At 56.3% G+C, this 26,096-nt stretch carries 25 protein-coding genes and 1 other annotated feature; of the genes, 9 read left to right on the forward strand and 16 right to left on the reverse strand.

Annotation, left to right across the window (positions count from 1 at the left end):
• Positions 1-5: 5 nt before the first annotated feature.
• Positions 6-263 (forward strand) — a binding site (T-box leader).
• A 51-nt stretch (positions 264-314) separates the two neighbouring features.
• Positions 315-1,307, forward strand: coding sequence for a tryptophan--tRNA ligase (gene trpS, locus KXU80_RS14065; protein WP_219833903.1), 993 nt, complete (start codon positions 315-317; stop codon positions 1,305-1,307).
• Between the two features lie 31 nt (positions 1,308-1,338).
• Here trpS and KXU80_RS14070 read toward each other — a convergent pair whose 3' ends face one another.
• A complete protein-coding gene (locus KXU80_RS14070) occupies positions 1,339-1,851 on the reverse strand; it encodes an SgcJ/EcaC family oxidoreductase (RefSeq protein WP_219833904.1) in 513 nt (170 codons plus the stop codon).
• 73 nt (positions 1,852-1,924) lie between these two features.
• On the opposite strand from KXU80_RS14070, the gene KXU80_RS14075 reads away from it, so the two are divergent.
• The 3 genes from KXU80_RS14075 (at position 1,925) to KXU80_RS14085 (ending at position 5,662) form a co-directional block, all read left to right on the forward strand.
• Positions 1,925-3,034 carry an undecaprenyldiphospho-muramoylpentapeptide beta-N-acetylglucosaminyltransferase gene (locus KXU80_RS14075; protein ID WP_219833905.1) on the forward strand — a complete coding sequence of 370 codons (1,110 nt, stop codon included), beginning with the start codon at positions 1,925-1,927 and terminating at the stop codon, positions 3,032-3,034.
• Between the two features lie 249 nt (positions 3,035-3,283).
• On the forward strand, positions 3,284-4,153 hold the full coding sequence (locus KXU80_RS14080) for an AraC family transcriptional regulator (RefSeq protein ID WP_258171009.1): 870 nt from the start codon (positions 3,284-3,286) through the stop codon (positions 4,151-4,153).
• Positions 4,154-4,264: 111 nt separating this feature from the next.
• Positions 4,265-5,662, forward strand: a complete 1,398-nt coding sequence (locus KXU80_RS14085; RefSeq protein WP_219833907.1) for an ADP-ribosylglycohydrolase family protein — start codon at positions 4,265-4,267, stop codon at positions 5,660-5,662.
• A 93-nt stretch (positions 5,663-5,755) separates the two neighbouring features.
• Here KXU80_RS14085 and KXU80_RS14090 read toward each other — a convergent pair whose 3' ends face one another.
• Together KXU80_RS14090 and KXU80_RS14095 are read right to left on the reverse strand one after the other, a co-directional pair.
• Positions 5,756-6,295: a hypothetical protein gene (locus tag KXU80_RS14090; RefSeq protein WP_219833908.1), complete on the reverse strand. Its 540-nt coding sequence runs from the start codon at positions 6,293-6,295 to the stop codon at positions 5,756-5,758.
• A 70-nt stretch (positions 6,296-6,365) separates the two neighbouring features.
• Positions 6,366-7,475, reverse strand: a complete 1,110-nt coding sequence (locus KXU80_RS14095) for a CobW family GTP-binding protein (RefSeq protein WP_219833909.1) — start codon at positions 7,473-7,475, stop codon at positions 6,366-6,368.
• Positions 7,476-7,619: 144 nt separating this feature from the next.
• On the opposite strand from KXU80_RS14095, the gene KXU80_RS14100 reads away from it, so the two are divergent.
• Complete coding sequence (locus KXU80_RS14100; protein WP_219833910.1) at positions 7,620-8,759, forward strand: CobW family GTP-binding protein; 1,140 nt, start codon at positions 7,620-7,622, stop codon at positions 8,757-8,759.
• Between the two features lie 73 nt (positions 8,760-8,832).
• Here KXU80_RS14100 and KXU80_RS14105 read toward each other — a convergent pair whose 3' ends face one another.
• From KXU80_RS14105 to uxaC, 3 genes are all read right to left on the reverse strand, one after another.
• Positions 8,833-10,413, reverse strand: a complete 1,581-nt coding sequence (locus tag KXU80_RS14105; RefSeq protein ID WP_219833911.1) for a peptide ABC transporter substrate-binding protein — start codon at positions 10,411-10,413, stop codon at positions 8,833-8,835.
• A 15-nt stretch (positions 10,414-10,428) separates the two neighbouring features.
• Entirely contained in the window at positions 10,429-11,151 is a 723-nt protein-coding gene (locus KXU80_RS14110) for a CTP synthase C-terminal region-related (seleno)protein (protein WP_219833912.1), read from the reverse strand.
• A gap of 112 nt (positions 11,152-11,263) precedes the next feature.
• Positions 11,264-12,676, reverse strand: coding sequence for a glucuronate isomerase (gene uxaC / locus KXU80_RS14115; RefSeq protein ID WP_219833913.1), 1,413 nt, complete (start codon positions 12,674-12,676; stop codon positions 11,264-11,266).
• Positions 12,677-12,858: 182 nt separating this feature from the next.
• Here uxaC and KXU80_RS14120 point away from each other — a divergent pair, with 182 nt between their 5' ends.
• Both KXU80_RS14120 and KXU80_RS14125 read left to right on the forward strand, forming a co-directional pair.
• Positions 12,859-13,716, forward strand: a complete 858-nt coding sequence (locus KXU80_RS14120; protein ID WP_219833914.1) for an AraC family transcriptional regulator — start codon at positions 12,859-12,861, stop codon at positions 13,714-13,716.
• Positions 13,717-13,843: 127 nt separating this feature from the next.
• Positions 13,844-14,011 (forward strand): hypothetical protein, encoded by a 168-nt coding sequence (locus KXU80_RS14125; RefSeq protein WP_219833915.1) that lies wholly within the window; start codon positions 13,844-13,846, stop codon positions 14,009-14,011.
• 113 nt (positions 14,012-14,124) lie between these two features.
• On the opposite strand, the gene KXU80_RS14130 is transcribed toward KXU80_RS14125, so the two are convergent.
• The 7 genes from KXU80_RS14130 to KXU80_RS14160 all read right to left on the reverse strand — a co-directional run bounded on the left by KXU80_RS14130 (position 14,125) and on the right by KXU80_RS14160 (position 21,719).
• Positions 14,125-14,988: a phosphodiester glycosidase family protein gene (locus KXU80_RS14130; protein ID WP_258171010.1), complete on the reverse strand. Its 864-nt coding sequence runs from the start codon at positions 14,986-14,988 to the stop codon at positions 14,125-14,127.
• Between the two features lie 128 nt (positions 14,989-15,116).
• Positions 15,117-15,482: a VOC family protein gene (locus tag KXU80_RS14135; RefSeq protein ID WP_219833916.1), complete on the reverse strand. Its 366-nt coding sequence runs from the start codon at positions 15,480-15,482 to the stop codon at positions 15,117-15,119.
• Positions 15,482-16,546, reverse strand: a complete 1,065-nt coding sequence (locus KXU80_RS14140) for a dienelactone hydrolase family protein (RefSeq protein ID WP_258171011.1) — start codon at positions 16,544-16,546, stop codon at positions 15,482-15,484. Before KXU80_RS14140 ends, KXU80_RS14135 begins: the two co-directional genes overlap by 1 nt.
• A gap of 167 nt (positions 16,547-16,713) precedes the next feature.
• Positions 16,714-18,150 carry an ABC transporter substrate-binding protein gene (locus KXU80_RS14145; RefSeq protein WP_219833917.1) on the reverse strand — a complete coding sequence of 479 codons (1,437 nt, stop codon included), beginning with the start codon at positions 18,148-18,150 and terminating at the stop codon, positions 16,714-16,716.
• A gap of 109 nt (positions 18,151-18,259) precedes the next feature.
• Positions 18,260-19,087 carry a carbohydrate ABC transporter permease gene (locus tag KXU80_RS14150; RefSeq protein ID WP_258171012.1) on the reverse strand — a complete coding sequence of 276 codons (828 nt, stop codon included), beginning with the start codon at positions 19,085-19,087 and terminating at the stop codon, positions 18,260-18,262.
• A complete protein-coding gene (locus tag KXU80_RS14155; RefSeq protein WP_219833918.1) occupies positions 19,084-20,028 on the reverse strand; it encodes a carbohydrate ABC transporter permease in 945 nt (314 codons plus the stop codon). Before KXU80_RS14155 ends, KXU80_RS14150 begins: the two co-directional genes overlap by 4 nt.
• 209 nt (positions 20,029-20,237) lie before the next feature.
• Positions 20,238-21,719, reverse strand: a complete 1,482-nt coding sequence (locus tag KXU80_RS14160) for an esterase-like activity of phytase family protein (protein ID WP_219833919.1) — start codon at positions 21,717-21,719, stop codon at positions 20,238-20,240.
• Positions 21,720-21,943: 224 nt separating this feature from the next.
• On the opposite strand from KXU80_RS14160, the gene KXU80_RS14165 reads away from it, so the two are divergent.
• Together KXU80_RS14165 and KXU80_RS14170 are read left to right on the forward strand one after the other, a co-directional pair.
• Positions 21,944-22,381: a VOC family protein gene (locus KXU80_RS14165; protein WP_219833920.1), complete on the forward strand. Its 438-nt coding sequence runs from the start codon at positions 21,944-21,946 to the stop codon at positions 22,379-22,381.
• Entirely contained in the window at positions 22,381-23,292 is a 912-nt protein-coding gene (locus tag KXU80_RS14170) for a pyridoxamine 5'-phosphate oxidase family protein (protein ID WP_219833921.1), read from the forward strand. The genes KXU80_RS14165 and KXU80_RS14170 overlap by 1 nt, the downstream gene beginning before the upstream one ends.
• 99 nt (positions 23,293-23,391) lie before the next feature.
• Here KXU80_RS14170 and KXU80_RS14175 read toward each other — a convergent pair whose 3' ends face one another.
• Genes KXU80_RS14175 through KXU80_RS14185 form a run of 3 tightly spaced genes read right to left on the reverse strand, consistent with a single transcriptional unit; the run spans position 23,392 to position 26,077 of the window.
• A complete protein-coding gene (locus KXU80_RS14175; RefSeq protein ID WP_219833922.1) occupies positions 23,392-24,222 on the reverse strand; it encodes a sugar phosphate isomerase/epimerase family protein in 831 nt (276 codons plus the stop codon).
• 23 nt (positions 24,223-24,245) lie between these two features.
• Complete coding sequence (locus KXU80_RS14180; protein WP_219833923.1) at positions 24,246-25,328, reverse strand: Gfo/Idh/MocA family oxidoreductase; 1,083 nt, start codon at positions 25,326-25,328, stop codon at positions 24,246-24,248.
• A complete protein-coding gene (locus tag KXU80_RS14185) occupies positions 25,325-26,077 on the reverse strand; it encodes a sugar phosphate isomerase/epimerase family protein (protein WP_219833924.1) in 753 nt (250 codons plus the stop codon). Before KXU80_RS14185 ends, KXU80_RS14180 begins: the two co-directional genes overlap by 4 nt.
• Positions 26,078-26,096: the final 19 nt, after the last annotated feature.

Consider the following 26,096-nt stretch of genomic DNA (forward strand, 5'->3'; position numbering starts at 1 on the left):
CATATGTGAAAGCCAGGAATGGAAAGAGTAGCTTGAAACGGTTGTCCAAGCGAGCCGGCGATTGGTGAGAGGTCCGGCACACCCGTTCAAGCGAATGGCTCCGTTCGCTTCAATCCGAACGCCGACGCTCGCCGGCAAGTAGGCGTTGACGGCATGTCCCTCCGTTATCTTGGGGAATCATGTTAGTGGTCTTGACATGAATGAGAGCGGCCGGTCGGCCGAATTCGGGTGGTACCGCGGAGTTCTGACACTTCGTCCCTTTATAGGGATGGAGTGTTTTTATTTTGCCCAACATTCGAGGGAGGTTTTAAGTCATGAAAATCGTTTTATCCGGCATCAAACCAAGCGGCGAGCTCAATATCGGCGGCTATGGAGGTGCACTCCATCAGTTTCTAGCCCTGCAGCAGCAGCAATTCGAGTGCTTGTTCTTCGTGCCCGATCTTCATGCCGTCACCGTGGCACAGGACCCAAATGTCTTGCGCAAGCGCACGATGGACATTGCCGCGTATTACATCGCTGCTGGCATCGACCCCAAGAAAGCGACGATTTTCATCCAATCCCATGTCTCCGCGCATGCCGAGCTCGGCTGGTTGATGGAGACGCAGGCGCATTTCGGGGAGTTAAGCCGGATGACCCAGTTCAAAGAAAAATCAAACGGCAAAGATACGGTCAGCTCCGCGCTGTTCACGTATCCCGTCCTGATGGCGGCCGATATTCTGCTCTATCAGGCTACCCACGTTCCTGTCGGCGATGATCAGAAGCAGCATCTGGAAATGACGAGAGACTTGGCTGCCCGGTTTAACCAACGATTCCGTCCTGTCTTTACCGTCCCTGAGCCGATCATTCAGCAGCTTGGCTCCCGCATTATGAGCTTGGATGATCCCGCGAAGAAAATGAGCAAGAGTAATCCAAATGCAAACAGTTATATTCTGTTCCAGGATTCGCCAGAGGTCATTCACAAAAAAATAGCCAAAGCAGTAACCGATTCCGAGGGCGTTGTCCGCTGCGACTGGGCTCATAAGCCTGCAGTCAGCAATTTGATCGAGATCTATGCCGTCTTTGCCGATGAGTCCGTCGAGACGATCGAATCGCGTTATAAAGGCGTAGGGTACGGAGCCTTCAAGCGGGATCTCGCCGATGTCATTGCGGCCAAACTGCAGCCCATTCAGCGTCGCTACAGCGAAATCGTGGAATCGGATGAGTTGATTCGGATTTTGAAGGACGGTGCGGTCAAAGCAGCTGAAACCGCAAACCGAACGCTGCTCCAAGCGAAGCAAGCAATGGGGTTCGTCACCTGGGCGCAGTAATGGATTCGAGCCAAGGCAGTCGTGCTTGCAGCTAGTGGATCAGCTTCCGCAGTTCTTCGGTCATCTGCTCTCTTCGCTCCGGCTCCATATGGAACTGCGCCGGCGTATTTTGAAATAAAGCGATGGACCAGCTTCCGTCCCGTTTCACGGCGGTGAGCGCATGCTGGGCATTCAGCTTGGGATCCAGATCAGCGGCCCCCTCCGGGACGAGACCGGCATATGCACGGAGAATGGCTGCATCAGCGGTCAGCAGCTGCACGGATTTGATGCTTGCATAATAAATCGGCGTCTTGTGATGGGCAAAAATCGGCGCCAAATGCGCATGGACTTCCGCACTTCCCGAGGCTTCGCTGCCATCGAACCCGATCATCTCGCTCTCTTTCGCAAAAGGAGCGGCCATCTCTTCCGCATTTCTGTTGTTCCAGCCGGCAAGCAGCTGCTGATAGAGTCGAACGACCGCAATTTCATCCTCCTGCAAGAAAGAGTCATGTGCGGCGAGCCGTGCCGCATAATGATGTAGAATATAGTCAACGTCAGCAGGCATTGATTTCCCACTCCCTTGAACGAATTGTTTTGTGATACGCTGTCAGTACTGATTTTAACAAGGAGAGCCGCATATGCCAACTGTATCTCCTCCCCTCCCGAAGGGCGAGAAACCAAAGCGCATTCTGTTTACGGGCGGGGGATCGGCGGGCCATGTGACCGTCAACCTAGCGCTCATTCCCGTTCTGCAGGCGCAGGGCTGGGATATTTCCTATATGGGCTCCAGCGGCGGCATCGAGAAGCAGCTCGTAGGCAGGCTGGCCGATGTCGCGTATTATGGCATTTCAACCGGGAAGCTGAGACGGTATGTCGATCTGCAAAATATGAAAGATCCGTTTCACGTGGTGAAGGGCGTCTTTCAGGCATATCGGCATATCCGCAGGCTCCGCCCCGACGTCGTCTTCTCCAAAGGCGGATTCGTCTCGGTACCCGTCGTGCTTGGCGCGTGGCTGAACCGTGTGCCCGTTATCATCCATGAATCGGATCTAACGCCTGGACTCGCGAACCGGATCGCGAATCCATTCGCCAAACGAGTGTGCATAACCTTCGAAGAAACAGCTGCGCATATCAGCGGCGGCAAGGCGCTTCATGTCGGGCCGATCGTACGGAGCGAGTTACTGAGAGGCAGCGTGCTGAAAGGTTTGCAGTGGAGCAAGCTGCTTCCCGGCAAGCCGGTGCTCCTGATCATGGGCGGAAGTCTCGGATCGAAGCGGATCAACGAAATGGTGCGGCGCAGCCTGCCGGAGCTGACGCGGACCTATCAGGTCGTCCATCTGTGCGGCAAAGGCGAGCTTGATGAGAGCTGCAGCCATGTCAAAGGCTACCGGCAGTACGAATACATCCACGACGAGCTGCCAGATATCGTTGCTTGCACGGATGTCGTGATTTCGCGTGCGGGCTCAAACTCCATCTTCGAATTTCTGGCGCTGCGCAAGCCGATGCTGCTCATTCCGCTGTCCAAGGAAGCCAGCCGCGGGGATCAGATTTTGAACGCGGAATCCTTCCGCAAATCCGGTTACTGCGAGGTTATACAGGAGGAAGAGCTGACGGATGAAGCATTCTTGACCGCGCTCGGCAAGGTGCATGCGGAGCGAGACGCCATCCGTGCCCGCATGCGCCAAAACGAACTCGGCGATCCCGTGGGCCGGATCGTGACGCTTATTCGGGAAACCTGCGGAGAATAAAGACGGTGAAAGCGAAACAGCCTGCCTCGAGAACGAGCAGGCTGTTTCGCTGCAGCAATGTGCATATACGGGGTCCGAATCCTTCAGCCTCATCCGCCTCCGCGGTATCCGAAGCTGCTTTTCTCCCAATCTACATCGCCAAGACCCAAAATCCAAACATGCCATTCTAATTGTTGGAATCTCCGTCCTGTAGTATTCTGATTGCAGTTTAATATTTCTCCGGACATGCATTCATTCGTCGCAAGGAGCATGGTAACCTTGAAAATAACCGTTACTTACGAGCATGATGTGTCGATAAACGCTTTTCATTGGACGCCGAAAACCTACCGGCAGCCGCTCCATGCTCATTCCAGTTTGGAAATGGGGTTGTGCCTGTCGGGAACGGGGACGTTTTATTTCGGCAGCAAGCAGTACCACGTAAAACAAGGGGATGTATTTCTCGTCAACAACGAAGAGCTGCACATTGCGCAGTCGGATCCAGACGATCCCAGTCATTATCTCTTCTTGAATTTCGACAGTTCGCTGCTCATGATGGAGGATCCCTGCTTGCTGCTTCCCTTCTCCTACCATTCCGCAAATTTCAGCAATCTGATCCCGGCAGGATCGCCGCTTGCGGAGGCGATTATTCCGTGGATGACGACGATCGAACGGGAGCTGCGCGAACAAGCCCCTGGGTATATGGCGTTAGCCAAAAGCGCGCTTATACAGCTCTGCGCCCAGCTGCTGCGTCATTCCCATAACAGCTTGTCCGCTTCGCGGCAACTGTCCATGGCTCAATCCATGCTGCAAACCAAAGCGCTCGCGCAGCTGGTGGAGCAGCGCTACCGCGAGCCGATCAGCCTGCAGGATATCGCGCAAGAGCTTGGCATCAGCGTTTCCCGTGCCAGCCGCGTATTTCACGAAACGACGGGACGGAAATTCGCCGATTACGTCGCATTGCTCCGCGTGCAGGAAGCCCGGCGGCTGCTCGCCGGAAGCGATAAACAAGTGGCGCATATCGGGTTCGAATGCGGCTTTCAGAGTCTCGCGACCTTTTACCGCGTGTTCAAAGAGGAGACGGGCGTTTCGCCTGTTCATTTTCGCCAAACGCTCGGCTTGGATATACCGGAAAAACACTAACGCTACCACTATCGCAAATAATGAGAATTCAGCTCCCCATTCCTGAGAAGATCGCTCTCCCGTTGTCCGATACAATAAAGTCACTACCTTCAGGAGAGGAATGTTGCAGCAATGGCAGGATGGGATACGTTATATCACTTGGTCAAGGAAGAAGTAAAGCAGCGCGGAGAAGAAGGCTGCGATGTAAGCGGGTTTGCGGAACGGGTACAAGCTTCAAAGACTGACGAAGCGGAACTGACGGCGATTTATAATGAGCTGATGGCACTTCCGATCGCGGAGCACTTCAAGTATAACGAGCCGTCGGAGCTTGATGAAATCAGGGCACAGCGTCCGCAAGCGGTAGCCGTCTCCCCTCGGACTTGGTCGGATGCCGAATGGCTCGATAAATTCAACGGCGCCTGGCTTGGCCGCTCGGCTGGCTGTGCGCTTGGCAAACCGCTAGAATCTTGGCCGTTCATGAACGGCTCGGGCGGCAGAGCCGGATGGGAGAACGTGAAGCTGTGGTTCGAAGGTGCGGATGCATGGCCGATTCAAGGCTATACGCCTACGGAATCCGAAAGTACCATCGCGTATCCGGATCTGTATCTTGTTCCATGGTGCAAGGCGAGCAGACGCGAGAATATCGCTTATATGGAAACCGACGACGATATACGCTACACCGTGTTGGGACTTCTCATGCTGGAAGAGTACGGAACAGATTTCGAATCCTGGGATATCGGCAAAATGTGGCATCGGCGACTCAGCTACAAACAAGTCTGTACGGCGGAAACACAGGCGTATTTGAATTTCGCGCAGGTGACCTCGCATCTTCACGGCCAATCGCGGGAGGAGCTGTCGCAGTATCCGAAGGATTGGGTGCGCACGTACCTCAATCCGTATCGGGAATGGATCGGCGCGCAGATCCGCGTCGACGGATACGCTTACGGTGCCGCAGGTAATCCCGAACTTGCCGCCGAGCTGGCATGGAAGGACGCCTCGTTCTCGCATGTGAAGAACGGCATCTACGGTGCCATGTTCTGCGCGGCGATGATCGCCGCCGCCTTCGTCGAGAGCGACGTCCGCAGGATCGTCGACATCGGACTCAGCGTCATTCCCGCCAACTGCCGCTTGGCGGATGACATCAAGCTTGCCATTATCATCGCCTCGTCGACGAACGATCAAGTAAGCATGGTCAAGCAAATATGGGATGCATTCAGCCACTACGATCCCGTGCACACGAACAATAATGCCGCGCTTTGCGCTGCGGCGCTCATCTACTCCGGCGGAGATTACGAGAAGGGCATCACCACAGCCGTACTAGGCGGCTGGGATACGGATTGCAACGGCGCGACCGTCGGCTCCATCCTTGGCGCCATGCTCGGCGGCAGCGCGCTGCCCGCTTCATGGATTGCGCCGCTGAATAACAAACTCTACGCCGAAGTACACGGCTTCCACCCCATTGCCATCACGGAATGCGCGCGCCGCAGCTATAACGTATTCCGCAAGCTGCAGGCATCATCCGTGCAATGACAGCCCAAAAAGCAGCAGCAGGCACCCATCGGTGAATAAACCGCCGGGTGCCCGCAACTGCTTTTTATTGTTCGCTATGGCGAAGCGGTCCCGCTATCGCTTTCCGTCATACGTCTTGGATTCCGCTCCTGAAGAAGGATTGCCTTCTCGCTGCTTGATCATGCGGTTCTTGCAGGCGTCTTGAATTTCCTTGTGCAGCTGTCTGGCCGACTTGCCTTCCGTCGCGATGCCGAGCCGTTTGGCCGTTTCCTGCAGGCGGGCGAGGCGCTGCGCTTGTTTCTCCGCCTTGAACTTCTCCCACTTGGCCGGGTTGGCCTTGCGCGCTTCTTTCAGCTCCTTGTGCAGCTGTTCGGCGGACTTGCCCTCCGATGCGATGCCGAAATACTGCGCTGCTTCCTTCATATGCTCCAGCTTGCGGGCTTGGCGTTCCTCCCGGTTATGACCGTGGCCATGGCCGCTCCAGCGCCAATGGTCGCGCTCCTGCTCATGCTGTGCCTGCATTTGCTCCGAGGATGGCAGCTGCTGCTCCGTGGAAGGTGCAGTTGCCATTGCATGGACCGGCATGCCTGCCAGCAGCAGCGCCGCGGCAGTTCCGAGCACAGCCAATTGTTTGCGCAAAATGTGTGTTCTCATCTCAAATCAGCTCCCTTCGCGGGCCATACTTCGACCCATTCTGAGGTAGCTTGTCCATCCGCCGCATCATTTATCCAACAATATCCAAATTATTATTTTCGAGCTTCGCCAAGTCGGCGAGCAGCGATTGCTTGTTGAAATGCTCCCCAATAAACACCGCCACGTCGTTCACGTTTCCCTGCGGCGTGATGCGAATGAACTCCGTCTCACGGTAGGCGAACTGAAACAGAAAACGGCTGTTCGTGTCGGTGAACGTCACAATGCCCTTCGCGCGATACACGTTCTGCGGGAGTCCGTTCAGCAGCTCCTCGAACGCATGACTGTTGACCGCGCCGGCAAAATAATGCGTAAGCGTCATGACATGCGCATGCGAGCTGTAAACCTCATCGCCGCCGGAATGATTGTGGTCATGACGGTTGGCGTGATCCTCCTCATGCGCATGGTCGTGGCTGCAGTTAGCACCGCAAATATGGCGGCCTTCGTTCAAACCCACCGTGCCGGCTCCCGCATCCGTTCGAGGCGGGAGCTCCGCCGCCAAATCGAAGGCGGACATATCGATCATGCAGCGCACCGTCACCGTGAGCGGCGCGAACGCATTCAGTTCACGCACGAGCTGCTGCACCTCGACGAGCTCTTCCGGCGCAAGCTTGTCTGCCTTGTTCACCACAAGGTCCGTCGCGCAGCGGATCTGATCCTGCATCAGCTTGAACGTACGTCCGCCGCGTTTGCTCCGCTCCAGCAGCTCCGGGCCGTCGACAACGGTCGCGATCGTTCGCAAATCGATGCGCATGAGAAGCGCGGCTTCGGTAATCGCGTCGAGAATTTCCATCGGGTTTGCCGCGCCTGTGGATTCGATCAGCACCACATCCGGGCGGTGTTCCTCAATGAGCTCCTTCAGCTCGATGCTGAGATCGCCGCGAATCGTGCAGCAGATGCAGCCGCCCAGCATTTCGGCCATCGGTACGTCGCCGTCCACGAATTGACCGTCCAAATTGACATCGCCCAGCTCGTTCATCAGAATCGCGACTTTCAGATCCTGTGCTTTATAGTAATCGACAACATGGTTTAGAAGTGTTGTTTTGCCGCTTCCCAAGAAACCGGACAGCAGATGGACCGGAACCGCCTTCTGCTCGCCTGGCTCCTGATTAGATTCGTTCCCCTTCACGTCAGCTTGTATCATCTGCCTCTTCCTCTCCAGCGTAAGTTGGAACCATTATACCGTTAAGATTACGATTTTAACAGCCGCGCAGGAAGTGGTGTTATTTCCGAAGCGAGACGCATATTCTTCATGAATGTGAAGCTTGGAAGGAGGGCGTGTCCAATCATGGAGCAACGCGCAATACCGGTGATCGTATTAAGCGGCTTTCTGGGCAGCGGCAAAACCACGCTGCTGCTGAAGCTGCTGCAGCAGGCCAAATCGAGCGGACTCCGCGCATCCGTGCTGATGAACGAGATCGGCGCCGTCGACGTCGACGGCACGCAGGTGAGCAGCGAATCCGCCTATCAAACGATGGAACGCATTACGGAAGGCTGCCTCTGCTGCAGCAAGAAAAGCGAGCTCGCGCAGTGCATCGAACGGCTTGCCCTGATGCAGCCGGATGTCATCGTCATGGAGCTGACCGGCGTGGCGAATCCGGAGGAAATCGTGGAAGCCATGACGGAGCCGTCCATCATCGGCAAAGTGGCGCTGCACCGGATCGTAACCGTGCTGGATGCGGAGCATGCGCTGGATTATAACAGCATCTTCTCCTCGGATCGGGAGCTGATTCGCACGCTTCGGCGGCAGCTGGAAGCCGCCGATATTATCATCGCGAACAAGTTCGATCTCGTGTCCAATCGCACCGCGGACAAAATCAAGGCACTCGTCCGCGATCGTAACGCAGCCGCCGCATTCGTCAGCGCGATCCGCTGCGAGGTGGATGCCGCCATCGTGCTCGGCGGCATTGCGCCTTCCGCGGTGCGGCGGCAGCCCGTCATCTCGGGCGCCCGGCCGGCGGCAGCAGCCGTACGACCCGCGGCTGCGCATAGTGCTGCAAACACCCGCGCGGCGGCAGTGCAGGCTTCGCCGGCAGCGCGCGGCAGCGCCTCGCAGTCCGCGGGAAGCAGCGAAGCAGTCCGTGCCGTCGCTGACGCAAGTGCCGTTTCGCACGCCAGGCCAGCCGCTTCTTCGAACTCCTACTCCCGCATTCGCACGGCCGCCATCTATCCCGGTGCGGATGCCGCAGGCATCTCCCGCAAGCAGTTCGAAGCCTTCATCGGCAGCAGAGGCAGCGTGTGTCTTCGGGCCAAAGGCTATATGCCCTATGGCCGGGACGGCAGCATGGCGCTCTTCCAGCTGGCCGGCAAACGGCTGGAATGGTCGCCGAGCAGCTATGACGGCGAGCCGTATTTCGTCATGATCGGCATCGATTTGGACGAAAGCCAGATGCAGTTGGAATGGAAGAGGCTTACGGCGCGGCAATAAGCGATTCCTCCCGCCATGAACCTATATCGAGCGACATAGCAAAGCCCGGCGGAATCCGCCGGGCTTTAAGCTTTTATTCAAAATATCCTCTTGTAAACGAAACGCTGTCGAAGTTGTCCAAGTAGACGTGTTTCAGATTCGTCTTATGAATGATATCAGTCACGTAGTAATAAAGCGGAATAATAACCATATTGTCCATCAACAGCTTCTCTGCCTTCGCATAGAGCTTCGTTCTAGCCGCGATGTCATTGGTCTTCTTCGCTTGTTTGAGGATTGCATCATATGCAATACTTTTCCAGCCGGAATCATTATTCGGGCTCCAAGAAGCGAAGTATTCCAAGAACGTTGCCGGATCCGCATAGTCTGCTCCCCATCCCGCTCTCGCGATATCAAAGTTGAGGTGCTCGCGATTCTTAAGAAGCACTCCCCATTCCTGGACTTCGATCTTAGCTTGAATACCTAAATTCGTCTTCCATTGCTCGATAATTCGCTGTCCAATCTCCTCGTGCACCCCTGCAATCGAGATGATTGTTATCTCTGGGAGCTTCTTCAATCCTTCTTCCTGAAGGCCTTTCGCCAATAACTTCTTGGCTGCTTCGCGATCTTCGGCAAAATAACCATCGGCTACCTCGTCGCGATAATCCTTCTTGGCACCCGGCAATCCGTAAGGGATGAATCCCGTGGCAGGCTTTCCGTGTCCGAGATCCTTGCGGCTGATCGCCATGGCCAGCGCTTTACGGATGTTGACGTTCGTAAACGGCTTCTTCTTCATATTCACTTGATAGTAATACGTCGAACGGGAAGGCAAGTGATAGCTGTCCTTCTCCAAGATCTGCATATCGGATGCATTAGATACGTTCCACGCCGATCCGTTGATCCAGTCCGTTTGTCCCTTCAGATAACGGCTTTCCAGCGATAGGCCTGCACTCGGCAGAAACTGCACCTCCGAAAAACGAATGCTGCCCGCATCGTAATAATCGTTATTTTTAGCAAGTAAAATCCCTTGACCATTCCACGCTTTCAGCTTGAATGGACCGTTTGTGACCATCGTTTCGAGCTTTTCCGCCCAGTGTGCGTTCGCTTTCGCAGTCGGCGCGTAGATCGGATCGAAAATCGGCAGCGTAAGCATGCGCGGGAAATAAGCGGCAGGCTCCTTCAGCTTCACTTGCAGCGTGTAGTCGTTGAGTGCCTTCACGCCAACCTTAGCCGCGTCTTTCACTTTGCCCGCGTGATAGGCCTCTGCGTTCGCGATCACGAAGAGGTCGTAGTCCAAACCTTTGCTCGCTGACGGCGCGAGGCTGTTTTTCCATGCATATTCAAAATCCGATGCCTTTACCGGCTGCTTGTTGCTCCATCTCGCATTCGATCGAAGCACGAAGGTATAGGTTGTCCCGTCGCTCGATACCTTCCACGACTTCGCCATGCCCGGCACGACCTGTCCAGATTCATTCATGCGGACTAAACCCTCGTAAAGTCCATTCATGACGGAAATCGAGGTGCTGTCAGCCGCTTCAGAAGGATCGAGCAGATCGGGAACCGAGAAAGTTCCCATGACAAAACGCTGCGCATCTCCTTTCGCCGAAACGGATACCCCCAATAGATTAACCGCTCCAAATGCCAGCAGGCCGACCAGCCATTTCTTAGCTGTCTTCAATTGTTTCCTCTCCCTTTACCCTGAAATTTCATATTCTCGCGCAAAACCCCGCTGCCTGCCAGCACTCGCCACGAATGCATCCACCAAGCCATGCGGCTGCTCCGGCGTCGAGCGCAATTGCGGCACGAACAGCGTACCGATATAGAACGGATGCCCGGGCAGCTCGACGACCCTCGGATTTCCTTGTGCGTCGGTGCCGGCGATCCGTAAATCCGACGCTTCGATCAGCGCTTGATAGGCCGGGTTAAGCCCGTAATTGCATCGGAACGGCTCTACTGTTCGAAGGATTCCAAAGATGGCCGCGATTCGCGACGAAGGCGCCATGACGATCTCGCCTTCCTGGCCGACCAAGGAGCAGGCCAGCTTGCTGATCAGCGGCACGTCGGCAGCCGGATCCAGCTCTTCGTGACGTGCATCCGCGAGCAGCAGTTCATGCCGAGCGTACTCCAGGATCATCTGCTGAAAGCCGCCGCATGTTCCGAGCAGGGGTACCCCGTTCTCTCGCGCGTACCGGATCATTCGCATGACGCCCTCCGGCGATTCCGGGCTACCAGGAGCAATCCAGAAACCGTCGTACGCCGCCGCGGCAGACGCCGGGTGCTCCGGTATCTCAGTCGTCGGCAGCCATGCGTAATCGAGATCAGCGTCCAATTTGCGCGCGGAATGCTCCAGCGCCTCCTGCGTTGCTTGCTGCGACGGATAGCCCGGATGATAGTCGCCGACGATGCCGATTTTCAAGTAGATCCCCTCCTTCGGATGATTTCACGTTCGGTATCATACCATAATTTGGGCAAGTGCAGCGCACAAAAAAACTGCCGCCCCATCACATGATGGCAGCGGCAGCTCCGAACTACTCCTCAAATCTGAAATACGCCTTCGCGTTACCGTAGCTGACGCCCTGCACCAATTCGCGGAGCAGCTCCGCATCGTCCGGCGCTTCGCCGTTCTCCACCCACTCGCCGAGCAGGCTGCAGAAAATCCGGCGGAAATATTCATGCCGCGTATACGAGAGGAAGCTGCGGGAGTCCGTCAGCATACCGATGAAACGGCCAAGCAGGCCCATGTTGCCGAGCGCCTTCAGCTGCTCCAGCATGCCGTCCTTCGTATCGTTGAACCACCAAGCCGCGCCGAGCTGAATTTTGCCCGGAATGCCGCCGCCTTGGAAACTGCCGATGAGCGCTGCGAGCACGTTGTTGTCGGTCTGGTTGAGCGAATAGACGATCGTGCGCGGCAGCTGGTCGTCTTGATCGAGCCGATCCAGCAGCCGAACAAGCGGGACGGCGACCGGGCTGTCGCCGATGGAGTCGAAGCCCGTATCGGGACCGAGCTCGGCGAACCGGCGGGTATTGTTGCTGCGGTGCGCGTTGATATGATATTGCATCGACCAGCCCAATTCCGCATACAGCCGTCCCAGGAAGAGCAGCGTATAGGTCTTGTACTTGCGTTCTTCCTCCAGCGTCACACCGCCGCCCTCCAGCGCCTTCGCGAAGATGCTTGCCGCTTCCTCGCGTGTCGTCTCCGCCCACGGCACGTAGTCGAGCGCATGATCGGATACGCGCCCGCCGACGGCATGGAAGAATCTCGCCCGCGCTTCAAGCGCATGCAGCAGATCATCGTAGCTATTAAGCTCCAGCTGCGCCGACTCGCCAAGCTTCCCAAGGTATTCGAGGAACGTCGGACGGTTGATTTCCAGCGCCTTGTCCGGTCGGAAAGACGGCAGTACGCGAAAGCCAAGATCCGGTTCCTGCGCAAGCAGCGCATGATGCTCCAGCGAATCCGCGGGGTCGTCGGTCGTGCACACGACTTCGACGCCGGCATTCCGGATGAAGTCCCGCACAGCATAGCCGCCGCCCTGGAGCTTGGCATTCGCTTTGGCCCAGATAACCGGCGCGTTCGCTTCATTAATGAGTTCCTCGATGCCGAACAACCGCCGCAGCTCCAGATGCGACCAATGATAGAGCGGATTGCCGAGCGTCATCGGCACGGTGCGGGCAAAAGCCAGGAAACGCTCATAATCCCCGACGCCTTCGCCGCCCGTTATGTATTTCTCCTCGACGCCGTTCGCGCGCATGGCCCGCCATTTGTAATGGTCGCCGTACAGCCATACCTCCGTAAGATTGTTGTAGGTCCGGTTCTCGTAAATATCTTGCTGGCTTAGATGGCAGTGATAGTCAATAATCGGCATGCCTGCCGCATAGTCGTGGTAAAGCCGCTTGGCTGTCTCGTTTTGAAGCAGAAAGTTTTTGCCCATGAACGCTTTCATCGTGCGCGAACACCTTCCTTTATCCGAATTCTTCCTTATCAGCATACCGCAAAATCTGCAGGTTATCTTGCTGTATCTTGCCATAAGCGCTTCTTGATTCGCTTATTTTGCGCTACACTAAGAGGATTAGAACGCTGCTGCCGCAATGTGGTGATCCCGCTCGCAGCAGATCGGAGGACCACATGAAGCTCATACCGGACATGCCCATTACTTATGGCGACGAGGAAGGCGATTTCTATATTCAGCGGGTCCACCGGACGAAGCCCTTCGGCCGCACGAACCATTATCATGGCACGTATGAAATCTATTATTTAGTCTCGGGGGAACGCGTCCATTTTATCGATGGGCGCACGGTACGGCTGACCGCAGGCGCTCTCGTGCTCGTGAACAAGCAGGTCGTCCACAATGCGTCGGATCTCGGACCGCCGGAGCATGAACGCATCGTCATCAATTTCAGCGACGCCTATCTCGGCACGGGCCACCCCCTTCATGATCCGCTGCTGCTGAAACCGTTCGAACGCCAGACCTGCCTGCTCAAGCTTCATTCGCAGGAACAGGTATTCATGGAGCAGCTGCTTGGCAAAATGATCGCGGAGGCCGCCCATCGGCGTCCCGGCTTCGAGACCTACCTGCGCGTACTCCTTACGGAGCTGCTGCTCTTCGCCGCGCGATTGCCCGTGCAGGAGCAGCAGGAATCGCAGGATCCGCACAGCCCGCTGCATCGGAAAATAGCCGAGGTCATGCAGTTCATCGGCGATCATTACGAGACGCGCCTGTCGCTGCCGGATATCGCCAAACGATTCTTCGTCAGTCCGTACTATTTAAGCCGTTCGTTCAGAACCGTCACCGGGTTTACGCTTATCGAATATGTTCACCTGACCCGGGTCCGCGAAGCGCAGCGGCTTCTTCGCTCCACGGATCTGAAAATTATCCTAATCGCGGAGCGGACGGGCTTCGAGAGCACGGGGCATTTTGACCGCATCTTCAAGAAGCTGACAGGCACGACGCCCTTGCTGTTCCGCAGGATGAACCGGTTGTAGGCATCATTCTCCAGCTGATAATTACATGATCCCCCGCCTGCTGTGCACCGCGAATACTAGTTATTTTCGGCAGGTTACGCTATAATTCTTGCAATAAACTACGCGATAAGGTGAGGTGCATGAAGCTATGAGTCCCCGTTTGCTGCAAATCGTCAGCATCTTCTTTATCGGTTACGGCATTATCGACATCTTGTTCGTCAACTACATCCTTGGCATCGCCCTGCTCATCATCGGCATCGCGATGATGGCAAGCGGCATCAAGAAACAGCGCGCGCTGAAGCAGCCGAAGAAGTAAGCGGCCGCGGCGCAGGAATCGGCAATTGTTATCGACAGACAAACAAGCAGCCTTCGCGAATGAAGGCTGCTTGTTTGTCATTCCATAAGACCGGGCATTACGGGTGTTCCCGCTTATTCCAGCAGCCGCATCATCTGCACGACCGGCCGGCCGTCACCGCTCAGCCGAACCTCCCGGCTGCGCAGCTGGGAAGAACCGTCGCCGTCGAGGAAAATACCGTTCACGAGCCTGCCCGCTCCGATCTTCTCCTTTACCGCCGAACGGAACTCCGCCAGCGTTCCTTTCGTCGTGCTGACGATTAAATACAGGCTGCCGTCGGCATCGTAGACGGCACCGCTGCGAAGCCGGCTGTCATCGGCATTTGGCGCATGCTCTTCAGTGACCCGCTGCTGCCAGAGATCGTCTCGGTCAAGGCTCATGCTGATGCCGCCCTGCGCCCAGAAGTGCGCGCGGTCCGCTACCTTCAGCTCATCAGCCTGCCCGACCGTCTGCACGCTGAGCTTGTCCGCCGCGCCGTCCCATACGAGTGTCCCCCTCGTGTATTTCGCATTGTGGTCGCCCGCCCCGTAGACGCCCGGCGCTGCATTGACCGGCTTCCCGTTGACCTCCGCTATACTAAGCAGCCCTTCCTCGTAGAAGAAGCCGCCGTTCACGCCGTAATAAGGTCCTGCGGCAACATTCGTATGTATCGATGCCAGACTGACGTTGCTCGGACGGGTCAGCAAGTAATGAAGCTCCATGCCGTTCGAGGCTGCAGCATCGCCATAAGTATATGCATGCGGCATATCGACCTCCTCATCCTTCGGCTGTCCCCCGCCGAACGGCGTCGTAAGCAGGAACAGCGCCGAGGCCACCATAAGCAGAAGCGCCGCGCCGCCGCTGATGCACAGGAGCATGAGCGTTTTCTTGTCCGTGCGTTCCTTCTCTATCATTGCTGCTTCCACGAGCTGATCTTCCCGTATTGCTTCATTCTCCATCTCGTCCGTAACCTCTCTGCGCCAAAGTAAGCTTCTATGCTTCCATTATAGGGCAATTGCGGACAGAGGTCACGGTCCCCTGGAGACGAGCAGAGATTTACGCCGCGCAGAGTGTCTCACGTACAGCGCTATCCCGAAACGGTCTGCGAGAAATGCCAGCATACGCCTGCCGGGTCGATCAGATGCACCTCTCGTTTGCCCCAAGGATAGGCGACCGGTTCCTTCGCCCTGATTCCGAAATCGCCGGATTCCTGAATGGATGAGATGAGCGTCCACCATGCGTCCAGATCCGCTACTTCCAGCTCGACCATGAACTGCTCCTGCATCGCCTGATCGTGGAAATTCTGCAGGTAAAACTCCTGTTCTCCGATCCGGAAGACGCTGATTGCGCTGTCCGAGTATCCTTTCTCAAACCCGAGCGCCTCGAAGAAACGCACCGCGAGCGCGTAGTCCGCACCGGAAGGCACAAACGGTCTTAGCTTGATTGCTTTCATTACACAGCCTCCTTCGATATCCACATCCCCTGAAACCATGAATAAGCCAATTTGCCCGAAATCACATGTCCGCCCTCGAAATGGTCGAAGGCCAGCCTCGACTCGCTGCCGATGCATGCGTATACGGACTTGATCCCTTCATAGGCCGCAATGGTTGCTTTCTCCGGAAAAATAGGATCTTGCGATCCCGCTTCGATAAGCAGCGGCTTCGGCGCGATCAGTCCCAGCAAGTCCGGCATTTCGGCGAGCAGCGAGAGCCCCGGTACGAAATTGTCGATGCAGTGCGGGATGGATAAAATGCTGGCCTCAAACGTATTCGTGAATCCACTGACGACAGCAGCAGAGATGCGGTCATCGATGGCTGCAGCAAAGGAGGCAACAAGACCGCCGCCCGAAATCCCCATGACACCAATCCGCTCCGCGTCCACGTCGCCGCGCGCAAGCAAATAATCGACGCATCGCAGCGTTTCGAAGACGCGATAGCCCGCCATCGTCTGCCCCATAGCCAGCAGGAACGTAGACAACCGGTGGCAGGAATTGCTCTGCTCGGCATCTTCGGCCAGCTTGCGGTCACCGAAGCCGAATAACTCGGGGGCTACGGTAAGATAGCCGCGCTGAGCAAGCTCCACGGCAAAGTCCTTCTGGTAGCCGCGATCCGAGCCGCTCTTCTCCGTGCCGTCCGGATGCAAGCCTACGATGTCCCGGCTGCCATAACCATGCCCGTGCAGGGCGATAACTGCTCCTTGCTCCGGCTTGTACGCCTTCGGAATCAAGACGTACACCGGCATGAAGAGACCCTCGTACGTTTCCATGCTGATCCGCTCGCGGATATACGTGCCGCAGTCGACGGATTCCAGCCGAACCGGCGTAAGCGGCTCCTTCATTCGACCGCCAGGAAACCCGCCGAGCAGCTCTACGAAACGCTCCCGCAGCCCGTCCCGCCACAGCTGCCATTCCTCCGGCGTCTGCGCTTCGAAGCCCGCGGATGGTTTCGTCCGCGCATACAATTGTTTCAAATAGTCATCCGGCTGCCACATGAGCGATTCCTCCCAGGGATGATTCATAAATGGTACCCCTATCCAATTCGCGACCGCAAGATAAACTCCTGTCGGCTCTCGCAAATAGGAGACTCATGCCGTCTCGCGACCCGTCCTCGCCGCAAATCACCTCAACTCGTCAAAATCCCGTATGCGCTAAGGAACGCATACGGGGTGGAGTAGCCCTATATTACTTATTTCACCGTCTTATTGTACGTTTCGATTTTTTCCGTGATCGCTTTAGCCGCATCGTCGAGTGCTTGCTTCGTATCCTTCTGTCCGTTGAAGGCTTCCTCGATCGCGCCTTCCACGATTTGGCGTGCTTCCGGGAACACGCCCATCACGGCCCCTTGCGTCGCCGGACTCAGCTTGGTCGCATGCAGCTGGTCAACGGCGGTCTTGAACTGCGGATAGCTCGCCATGTTGTCCTTGACGATCTGCTCGTCGTAGGCTTTCTTCGTGATCGGGAAGTAGCCGGTGTTGATGTGCCACTTCGCCTGCGTCGCCGGTTCGGCCAAATATTTGATGAATGCCCAAGCGGCCTTCTGCTCGTCGGCCGACTTGTTGTTCATGATCCACAGGCTCGCGCCGCCGACGACAACGCCGCCGTCCGACACGCCGTCCGGCTTCGGCAGGAATGCCGTGCCGACCTCGAATTTGCCTTTCGCCCCGTCGACGATGCCGCGAAGCGATGCGGTCGAGTCCAGCGTCATGCCGATTTGGCCGGCCAGGAATGCCTTCTTCGTATCGTCGGTTTTGCGGCCCAGATTAAGCGCGACCTTGCTGTCCACGAGATCCTTCCACCATGTCAAGGTTTTAACGCCGGCATCGCTGTTAAGGAGCGATTGCGTCGCCGCCGCCGTGCGGCCGTTGCCGTTATTGTCGTATTCCGCGCCTTGATTCGCGAAGAACTGCTCCATGAACCAACCGTAAATCGCGAAGGAAGCACCGGATTTGCCGTTCTTCGTGAGCGCCTCAGCGGCCTTCTTCACTTCCTCATAGGTAGCCGGCGGCTTCTCGGGATCAAGGCCGGCCGCTTTGAACATATCCTTGTTGTAATAGAGGATCGGGTTGGATGTATTGAACGGCATCGAATAGAGCTTGTTGTCGAACGTATAGTAACCGAGAATGTTTCCTTCCAGATTGGAAACATCATAGCTGTCGGCATCGATAAAATCCTGCACCGGCGTGATCGCTTTGGAGTCGATCATGAACTTGGAGCCGATCTCGTACACCTGGATCAGCGACGGACCGGACTTGGAGTCCATCGACGCTTTCAATTTATTCAAGCTGTCGTCGTAGGCGCCTTGGTACACTTCTTCCACCTGAATATCGGGGTGAGCCGCGTTGAAATCCGATACCAGCTGCGTGACCGCTTTGCCCAGCTCGCCGCTCATGGAATGCCACCATACCACTTTAACCGGCTCTTTCGCAGACTCGGTCTGCGCCGTATCGTTTGCTTTGGTGTCCGTCGCCGCCGTGTTCGCGTTTGCCGTCGTTACCGCTGCTGCGTTCCCCTTATCGCCTGCCTTGTTTCCCTCATTGGCCGTATTGTTGCCGCATGCGGCCAGCAGCACCATCAGTCCCGCCGTTGCGAGGGGCAAGCCCGCGCGAAGCTTCATTGCTTTCATTGTCGTTTCTCACTCCCGTTATTTGTTTTTTTATTGGATGAACGTCCGAGGACGCTGCCCACGAAGGTTAAAAGAGCACCAGGCAGCCGCTAACGAAGCCGGCAGCGGATCAGCCCTTGACGGCGCCCGCGGTTAGCCCGCGGACCAGCTGTTTCAGCCCTACGACGAGCAAGAGCAGAGAGGGAAGCATCACGAGCGCAACGCCCGCAAGCACGAGATTCCACACGGTAACCTCTTGGAACTGGAGCATGCTGATGCCGATCTGCACCGTACGCATGGCATCGCTGTTCGTAATGAGCAGCGGCCACAAATACATATTCCAGGCGCTTAAGAACGCGTAGACCGCAAGTGAGGCGAGCGCAGGACGGGACAACGGAAGAACGATAACCGTGAAATGCCGCACATGTCCGCAGCCGTCCATCCGTGCCGCTTCGAACAGCTCCCGCGGAAGCTGGAGGAAAAACTGCCGCAGCAGGAACACGCCGAAGGCCGAGGCCAAGAACGGGACGGTCAAACCTTGATAGGAATCGAGCCAGCCCCATGTTTTGACGGTCAGGTAGTTCGGAATCATCGTGACCTCCCACGGAATCATCATCGAGGAGATGAAGACCGCGAACCAGAAGGCTTTGCCCCGAAACGACACATAGACGAAAGCATAGGCCGCCATGCTTGCCGTAATCAGCTGCCCGAGCATGACGAGGGTCGAGATGAAGAAGCTGTTCAGCAGAAAAGATTGCAGCGGCACGAGCTCCAGCACTTCCCGCAGACTGCCGAGGTAGAGATGCGATGGAACCATCTTCGGCGGATACTGATTGGATTCATCCGGCGTCATGAATGCTGCGAGGAATGTGTAGATGACGGGATAAAGCACGGCCGCAGCAGCGGCTGCAAGCAGCAGATACTGCAGCGAGCGTTGAACCACCCTAGACGTTCTCAATGGTAATGCACCTTCCTCTCCGCGAATCGGAACTGCAGGAAGGTCAGCAGCATGATGAAGGCAAACAGCACCAGCGACAGCGCGCTGCCCGTGCCGAACTGATAGTTGACGAACGCTTCCTGATAGATGGAATAGACGAATACGTCGGTGGAACCCGCCGGGCCCCCTTTGGTCAAAATATGGATTTGTCCGAACGACTGGAAGGCATTCATGATCGAAACGACGGATAAGAAGAAGAGTGTCGGAGACAGCAGCGGAATGATGATTTGAATGAAGGTTCGGATCGGACCGGAGCCGTCCATGCGCGCACTGTCGAAGATATCGTCGCCAATGCTCTGAAGGCCGCTCAGCAGCACGATGTACGTGAAGCCTGAATTCATCCAAACCGTCATGATGGACACCGAAACAAGTGCCCAAGACGGATCTGTCAGCCATTGGACGGGCGGCAGGCCGAGCGCGGATAAGAAGTAGTTCAGCGTCCCTGTCGTCGGATGATACAGCATCGACCAAATGACGGAAGCCGTACTGACGGACAACGCAACCGGCAGGGAGAAGATGAATTGGAACAGCCGCATGCCGCGAGTTTTGACATGCGTCAAGGCGGCAAGCGCCAGCGCGGCAAGCAAGCCGGCCGGTACGGTGAAGGCGGTGAATTTCAGCGTGATGCTGATGCTGTTCCAGAAGTCGGGGGAACCAAACAGCCCCGTGTAATTGTCCAGTCCAACAAACTCGGCGACTCTGCCGCGCGGATCGGTTAAGAAGAAGCTTAAGTAGACCGATTTCAGCAGCGGATAAAATAAAAACACCGCGAACAGCAGCAGCGAAGGCAGCATAAACAGATAGCCGACGCCCGTTTCCTTCCAAGCAGCAGGCAAACTGCGTCTCCTGCTCCGCATGCGTCTGCCGGAACGCAGCGCGATTCCCGCATCCGTCGTATTCATGACAACCACCTCTTCCTTCCAGCTTCCCTAGTAGGATAAGCATGCCTTGTTAGGGAGGTGTTTTCAGGGCGTGAAGAAATTGTAAGATTCCACGGCACAGGCGCCAACTGGTTCAAACCGAATTCATATACCGCCGTCTTCGCAAAATAAAGGCAGGTTCCGGAATCATTCGCATGATTCTGGAACCTGCCTTTTCTGTTACCTGCCGCTTACCACAAATCTTTAACTTCGATTTCCCACACTTGGGTTGGCTTATCGACGATCTTCAGCACGCCGTTCGCATCGTACTCCGTTACGCCGAAGTCGTTGTCGTTCGCAATCGCGATGCGATTCTTGTTCACGACCGTCAGACCCTCGAACTTCTCGAACGGGTAGCCGAGCTTCGTCAAATCCACAACTAATTCCTTCGGAGCTGTCGTAATATTTGCCGCTTTGAATTGATCCGCCGTTGCGCCTTCAACCGTATTGCTGATGTCTTTGCCAAGAATGTTCGTTGCTTTGGACAGGTCGATCTTGTATACGCGTTTGATTTGCGCGGCTGCTCCTTCGTTCTTGTCTCGCTCGTCCACCAGCAGCACGTCGCTCGAAATCGCCGACAGGTCGGAGATGACGACATCCTTCTGATTGACTTTGACGAACGACTTGGCATCCTCAGCTACGTAGACATACTCCCCGACGATTTGCTGCGCCTTGAGGTCCATCTTCAGAATACGCAGGTTGCGGGACGCTTCGCCTGTCGCTTGATCCGGCACGGCCATCGGGCTTTGGATGGAAGCATACAGGAACTTGCCGTCTGGGCTGATCGTTACGCCTTCAAAGCCGCGGTTCGCGATGCGCTTCGCATAGATCGCCGGAATGGCTTCGATAATCGGCGTTTGTGCATCCTTCAGCAGCGCTTTGTCGCCAAATGGTACATAACGGGCAATTTCTGTTCCGTCGCGTTTGATATGAATAAGCGAAGGGCGGTATTCATCCGAGAGCCAGAACGTATCATCGGATGGGCTGTATGTGATGCCTTCCAGATCGAGACCGTCCGGATCGAGCGGCAGCAAGGTTTTGCCCGTGTTATCATAGGACTTCTCATCCGCAGCGATGTTGCTTAGGCCCGTCAGGTACTGATTCTTCGATACGAGGCCTGTCTTGCCTGCAGGCAGCGTCAGCTTCGTCGTCGCGAGAACGTTCACTTGGTCGCCGACAAGCTCGATTTTGTAGAAACGCGGCTCATAGCTTTGCACCGGGAATGTGCGGTTGACCGATTTATCGATTGTAATTTGTCCGTTCGGACCGCGGTCTGCCAGCGTATAGAATACGTTGTCCGGGTCGCCGGGCATATGCAGCAGGCCGGAGAAGCCGCCTTCTTTAATATTGCTGCCCAAGCTTGGCGCATTGTTCCATGTATATTTTGCTTTTACAAACGGGTAAGCTTTCAGCGTCAGCGTTTTTGTCGTATTGTCCCAAGATGCCTGTTGGCCAAGCGCATCGCCCATCGCTTTCACAGGTACATAGAGGCTTCCGTTAATGACAACGGCATCCTTATCGAGCTTCACTTCTTTGTCGTCCGCGATCAGCTTGGCATGAACGACGATCGCTTTCAGCGCGGCTTCGGCCGCATTCGCGATTTGCGTGCTGCAGGCAACGACGGATACAAGCGCCGCCGCCGCGATCCACTTCTTCTTGGAACCTGACTTCATTTCATCATCTCTCCCCGTTTATGGATACGATCTCTCATATGTCCAAGTATAGGGAAGCAGTATTAATCCTACGTAAACAAAGGATGAATAATTTGTAAAACCTTGGATGTCGAATTGTTCCTTTTCCCCAAAATTATAATAGGCTAAATAACTGTTTACAAGTTACAAATGACTGGGTATTATAATACCTGTAATAAACTTTTGATTGTTAGGGGACGAAGGTTATGCAAATTGGCCACATTGGCTTGAATGTTTCGGATCTAAACCGCTCCATTACTTTCTACACTGAGGTACTTGGTCTCAAGCTGCGCACACTGTCCGAGGAACCGGGGAAGCGATTCGCCTATCTTGGCGATGACACGAAGAATACGGTTACGTTGTGGGAGCAGAGCGAAGGCACGTTCTCAAAGCGTACGCCCGGCCTTCATCATTTGGCATTCGAAGCGGATTCCGCCGAGGCTGTTAAATCGTATGAAGAGAAGCTGAAAGCCTACGGGGCTTCGTTTATTTACGAAGGCTTGGTCGTGCACAGAGAAGGCGGCGATTCCGGCGGTATTTTCTTCGAGGATCCGGACGGTATCCGCGTGGAGATCTACACGGCGCAGGGCGTCAGCGGACACGACCATTCCAGCGCGAACGGCTCCGCCTGCGGCTTCTTCTGATGAGCTATCATCCCGGCGAAATAGAGGTGCAGGAGCGGGCAGGCGTCAGACTTATCGCAGAACGAAACAAGGGGGTCTATCGCGAGATGCCGGACGTCGCAATGGATTTTCTATCCTCACAGCCGTTCCTCTTCCTCGGCGCAGCCGAGGAAGATGGCACGATGTGGGCTTCGGCCGTGTTCGGCGTGCCCGGTTTCGTACGGGCGTCAGACCCGCGCACCGTTATCGTCGGCAGCCTGCCTGCTGACGGGGACCCGCTCCTTCGCTGTCTATTCGCGGGCAATCCCGTCGCGACGATTGCGATGGATTTCGCGACCAGACGCCGGATGCGCACGAACGGGATGATTTCAGCCGTCGGCCCAGCGTCATTCACGCTGCAGACCGATCAGGTTTACGGCAATTGCCCTAAATACATTCAGGCGCGGGAATGGACACTGCGCGAAGGCATCCAGGCGGAGTCTTCCACTGCTGGGTTCATGACACTGACGAAAGAAGCGCTGTCGCTCATAAGCAGGGCGGATACATTCTTCATCGCCAGCCATCATCCGGAATCCGGGGCGGATGTGTCCCACCGGGGCGGCATGCCCGGGTTCGTCGTCGCCGAGGACAACGAAACGCTCGCGTTCCCCGACTATAGGGGCAACGCTATGTTCAACACGCTTGGCAACTTGAACGAGTACCCGCAAGCGGGGCTCCTCTTTATCGATTTCGATTCAGGCAGCCTGCTGCAGCTGACAGGTACGGTCGAGATCGAATGGGACGTCGAGGGAAGCCCGCATGATCTCCTCGGCACGGAACGTATCGTCCGATTCCATCTGGAACGGGGGCGGCTAATGAGAAACGCCATGCCGCTGACATGGAGTCCCGTTCAATACTCACCGGCTAACCCGAAGGTGCGTGCAGAAGGTTAACGCCGGCTTGGACGCGTACGCCGCCGCAGCCGGCACCGCTTCAAACAAAGCAAAACCGGGACGACGCAGCGTCCCGGTTTTGCTTTGTCTATATAAGATTTAACCTTCGACCTCATAAGCGCTCTTTAGCGCAGCTAGCCCCTTTGCAGCCACTTCGTCCGCAGTCATACCGCCGAAATCGTCGATGAACAGCTCCAGCGACAGGAAGCCCCGGTAGCCCGAATCATACAGCTGCCGCGCAATCGCCGCCGTCGGCGCAACGCCTTCGCCCGGGAACACCCGGTCCGCATCGGTAATGGTCGCGCGCGGCGGATCCGCAGGGTAATCGTTCACATGAAAAATACCGATGCCGCTGCCATTCACGCGCTTCAGGTCGTCAATACTGCTGCCTCCGGTATACATATGAAAGGGATCGAGAAGCAGCTTCGCGCCTTCGACGCCGCTTTCCTGCTGTACCGCAATCGCTTCATCCAGCCGCGACAGCTTGCTGGCCCGGCCCCAGAATTCCAAATACACTTCGATGCCGATGCCCCGTCCAAGCGCCGCAAGTCGGGCGTAATGCCGTGCCATATCGCTAAGCGTGACGTGCTCGACGCTGCCAAACGGCGGCGCCGCTACGCCGCAGCAGCCAAGGGCTGCAAGCATGCGCATCTCCCGCTCCGCTTGGGCGAAGGCATCTTCCCGCACGGCCTCGTCCTCGTCCGCCCATTTGAAGAAGGCAATGGCATTTGCCAGCACGATGCCTGTACGCGTCAAGCATTCCGTTAACGCCTCGGCCGTTCCTCCGTCCGCAAGATACGCCTCGATATCCTTCACCCACAGCTCGATGCCTTCATAGCCCGCCTTGGCCGCAGCCTCCACCTGCTCCAGCACATTTAGCCGAAAGGGAAACAGGGTCGACGCATTTAATGCTGTTTTGAATGGAAACAATGCTTATCACTCCTCCCTGGAATCTATCCGTTCACCGAAGCCGCCGCAGGAATCTGAACCGGCAGCGTTCTTCCTTCCTTGCTGCTTTGCAGCGCAAGCTCGATCAACCTGATGGCCAGCGCGGCTTGCTCCGGTTTGACCTCCAGCTCGGCCTGCCCCTTGATATGCTCCATTACGTTCCGGTAGTAGTCCATATACGAGCCCGCGGTCGTCTCGACGACACCCTCCACATGCAGTCCGCCGATGGACGTGTTGATTTTGCCCCACAGCTCCCGGGGCTCCTTGCCCCAGCTACGCGTCTTCGAGGGCTGCGCGCCGGCGATTAGCGCCGCTTCCTGCGGGTCGATTCCATACTTGGTATATGTCCCATCCGAGCCGTACACCACATAGCGCGGAAACGGTTCTCGCACGAACTTAGACGATTTGAGCCGGATCTTCGGCCCATTATCGTAAAGCAGCGAGACGTCGAAATAATCATGTGCCTCCGCGTTCTCGCGCTGAATGCGGACATCGCCGCAAATCGAGTCCGGTATGCCGAACAGCGTGAGCGCCTGATCCATCAGATGGACGCCAAGATCGTAAAAGACGCCCGTGCCGGGCAAATGGCCTTCCCTCCAATTGGTCGAGCGCATCACGGGATCGAAGCCGTCCCAACGGAACTCGCATTCCATGATTTGACCGAGCAGCCCTAGGCGGAGCACCTCTTGCATCGTCAGGAAGTCCCCGTCAAACCGGCGGTTATGGAAGACGCTCAGCACCTTGCCTTTGTCTTTGGCCAAAGCGATCAGCTCCTCCGCTTCCTCCGCAGTCGGCGTGAACGGCTTCTCGACGACGACATGCTTGCCTGCAAGCAGGGCATCCTTCACGAAGTCGAAGTGGTCCGTGCTCGGCGTCGTCACGACGACCAGATCGACCGAGTCGTCGGCGTACAGCTCCCTCACGTCGCGAAGTACCTCCACACCAGGGTAACGCGCCTGCGATCGGTTGCCGCTGCGCTCCACGACTTTGGTCAGCTCCATGCCTGGTACGGAAGTAATAACCGGTGCGTGGAAGACGCTACCGGCAAATCCATAGCCGATTAAACCGACTCTGACCGGATCGCTCATTTTGCTGTAACCCCCATCCCGCTCAGGTTGTTGAAGCTGATGGCGATGCTCTCAAACGGCGAACGGCGGCAGGCATCCTGCTCCACCACGAGCCACTCCGTTCCGATTTCTTCGGCAGCCGCAAGGATGTCCGCGAAATCCAGAATTCCTTCGCCGACCTCCGCGAAGAAGCGTTCTTCTCCCGGCTCCATGTCTTTCACATGCAAGAGCGGGCAACGTCCCTTCAGCTTGCGCATATAGGCGGCTGGATCTTCCCCGCCCTTCTTGGCCCAGTAGACGTCAAGCTCCAGCTTAACGAGCTCAGGGTCGGTAGCCTGGAGCAAAATATCCAGCGCGTATTCGCCGTCGAACTTCTGAAATTCCCAATCATGATTATGATACAGAAACTGCACGCCCCGCGCCCGGCAGGCCGCTCCTACTTTATTGAAGGCTGCCGCCGCTTCGAGCACAGCCTCTCTGGAGGCGAAATTGTAGGACAACGCGACATAGCGTCCGCCGAATACGTCCAAGTAATCGAGCAGCGCATCCAAATCATTTGTCAATTGATCAAGCCCCGCATGGCACCCAATGACCCCGAGTCCTATCCGGTCAAAATGCGCCTTCATCTCGGCCACGGTAATGCCCGCCGGAGGCGGTCCCGCTTCGACGGCTTGATAGCCGATCTCGGCCACTTTCGTGAAGCTGCCGAGGAAATCTTGTTTCAATTCTTCTCGAATGGTATAAGGCTGTAGTGCGATCGGAAATTTCATAGTTCTCGCAACCTTTCTC

Source organism: Paenibacillus sp. R14(2021) (genome assembly GCF_019431355.1).
Lineage (GTDB): Bacteria > Bacillota > Bacilli > Paenibacillales > Paenibacillaceae > Paenibacillus_Z.

Bases quoted from the DNA above. Each gene is read 5' to 3' on its own strand.
- trpS (WP_219833903.1), top strand. From the start codon at position 315: ATGAAAATCGTTTTATCCGGCATCAAACCAAGCGGCGAGCTCAATATC.
- KXU80_RS14070 (WP_219833904.1), bottom strand. From the start codon at position 1,851: ATGCCTGCTGACGTTGACTATATTCTACATCATTATGCGGCACGGCTC.
- KXU80_RS14075 (WP_219833905.1), top strand. From the start codon at position 1,925: ATGCCAACTGTATCTCCTCCCCTCCCGAAGGGCGAGAAACCAAAGCGC.
- KXU80_RS14080 (WP_258171009.1), top strand. From the start codon at position 3,284: ATGGTAACCTTGAAAATAACCGTTACTTACGAGCATGATGTGTCGATA.
- KXU80_RS14085 (WP_219833907.1), top strand. From the start codon at position 4,265: ATGGCAGGATGGGATACGTTATATCACTTGGTCAAGGAAGAAGTAAAG.
- KXU80_RS14090 (WP_219833908.1), bottom strand. From the start codon at position 6,295: ATGAGAACACACATTTTGCGCAAACAATTGGCTGTGCTCGGAACTGCC.
- KXU80_RS14095 (WP_219833909.1), bottom strand. From the start codon at position 7,475: ATGATACAAGCTGACGTGAAGGGGAACGAATCTAATCAGGAGCCAGGC.
- KXU80_RS14100 (WP_219833910.1), top strand. From the start codon at position 7,620: ATGGAGCAACGCGCAATACCGGTGATCGTATTAAGCGGCTTTCTGGGC.
- uxaC (WP_219833913.1), bottom strand. From the start codon at position 12,676: ATGAAAGCGTTCATGGGCAAAAACTTTCTGCTTCAAAACGAGACAGCC.
- KXU80_RS14120 (WP_219833914.1), top strand. From the start codon at position 12,859: ATGAAGCTCATACCGGACATGCCCATTACTTATGGCGACGAGGAAGGC.
- KXU80_RS14125 (WP_219833915.1), top strand. From the start codon at position 13,844: ATGAGTCCCCGTTTGCTGCAAATCGTCAGCATCTTCTTTATCGGTTAC.
- KXU80_RS14130 (WP_258171010.1), bottom strand. From the start codon at position 14,988: ATGGAGAATGAAGCAATACGGGAAGATCAGCTCGTGGAAGCAGCAATG.
- KXU80_RS14135 (WP_219833916.1), bottom strand. From the start codon at position 15,482: ATGAAAGCAATCAAGCTAAGACCGTTTGTGCCTTCCGGTGCGGACTAC.
- KXU80_RS14140 (WP_258171011.1), bottom strand. From the start codon at position 16,546: ATGAATCATCCCTGGGAGGAATCGCTCATGTGGCAGCCGGATGACTAT.
- KXU80_RS14145 (WP_219833917.1), bottom strand. From the start codon at position 18,150: ATGAAAGCAATGAAGCTTCGCGCGGGCTTGCCCCTCGCAACGGCGGGA.
- KXU80_RS14155 (WP_219833918.1), bottom strand. From the start codon at position 20,028: ATGAATACGACGGATGCGGGAATCGCGCTGCGTTCCGGCAGACGCATG.
- KXU80_RS14160 (WP_219833919.1), bottom strand. From the start codon at position 21,719: ATGAAGTCAGGTTCCAAGAAGAAGTGGATCGCGGCGGCGGCGCTTGTA.
- KXU80_RS14165 (WP_219833920.1), top strand. From the start codon at position 21,944: ATGCAAATTGGCCACATTGGCTTGAATGTTTCGGATCTAAACCGCTCC.
- KXU80_RS14170 (WP_219833921.1), top strand. From the start codon at position 22,381: ATGAGCTATCATCCCGGCGAAATAGAGGTGCAGGAGCGGGCAGGCGTC.
- KXU80_RS14180 (WP_219833923.1), bottom strand. From the start codon at position 25,328: ATGAGCGATCCGGTCAGAGTCGGTTTAATCGGCTATGGATTTGCCGGT.
- KXU80_RS14185 (WP_219833924.1), bottom strand. From the start codon at position 26,077: ATGAAATTTCCGATCGCACTACAGCCTTATACCATTCGAGAAGAATTG.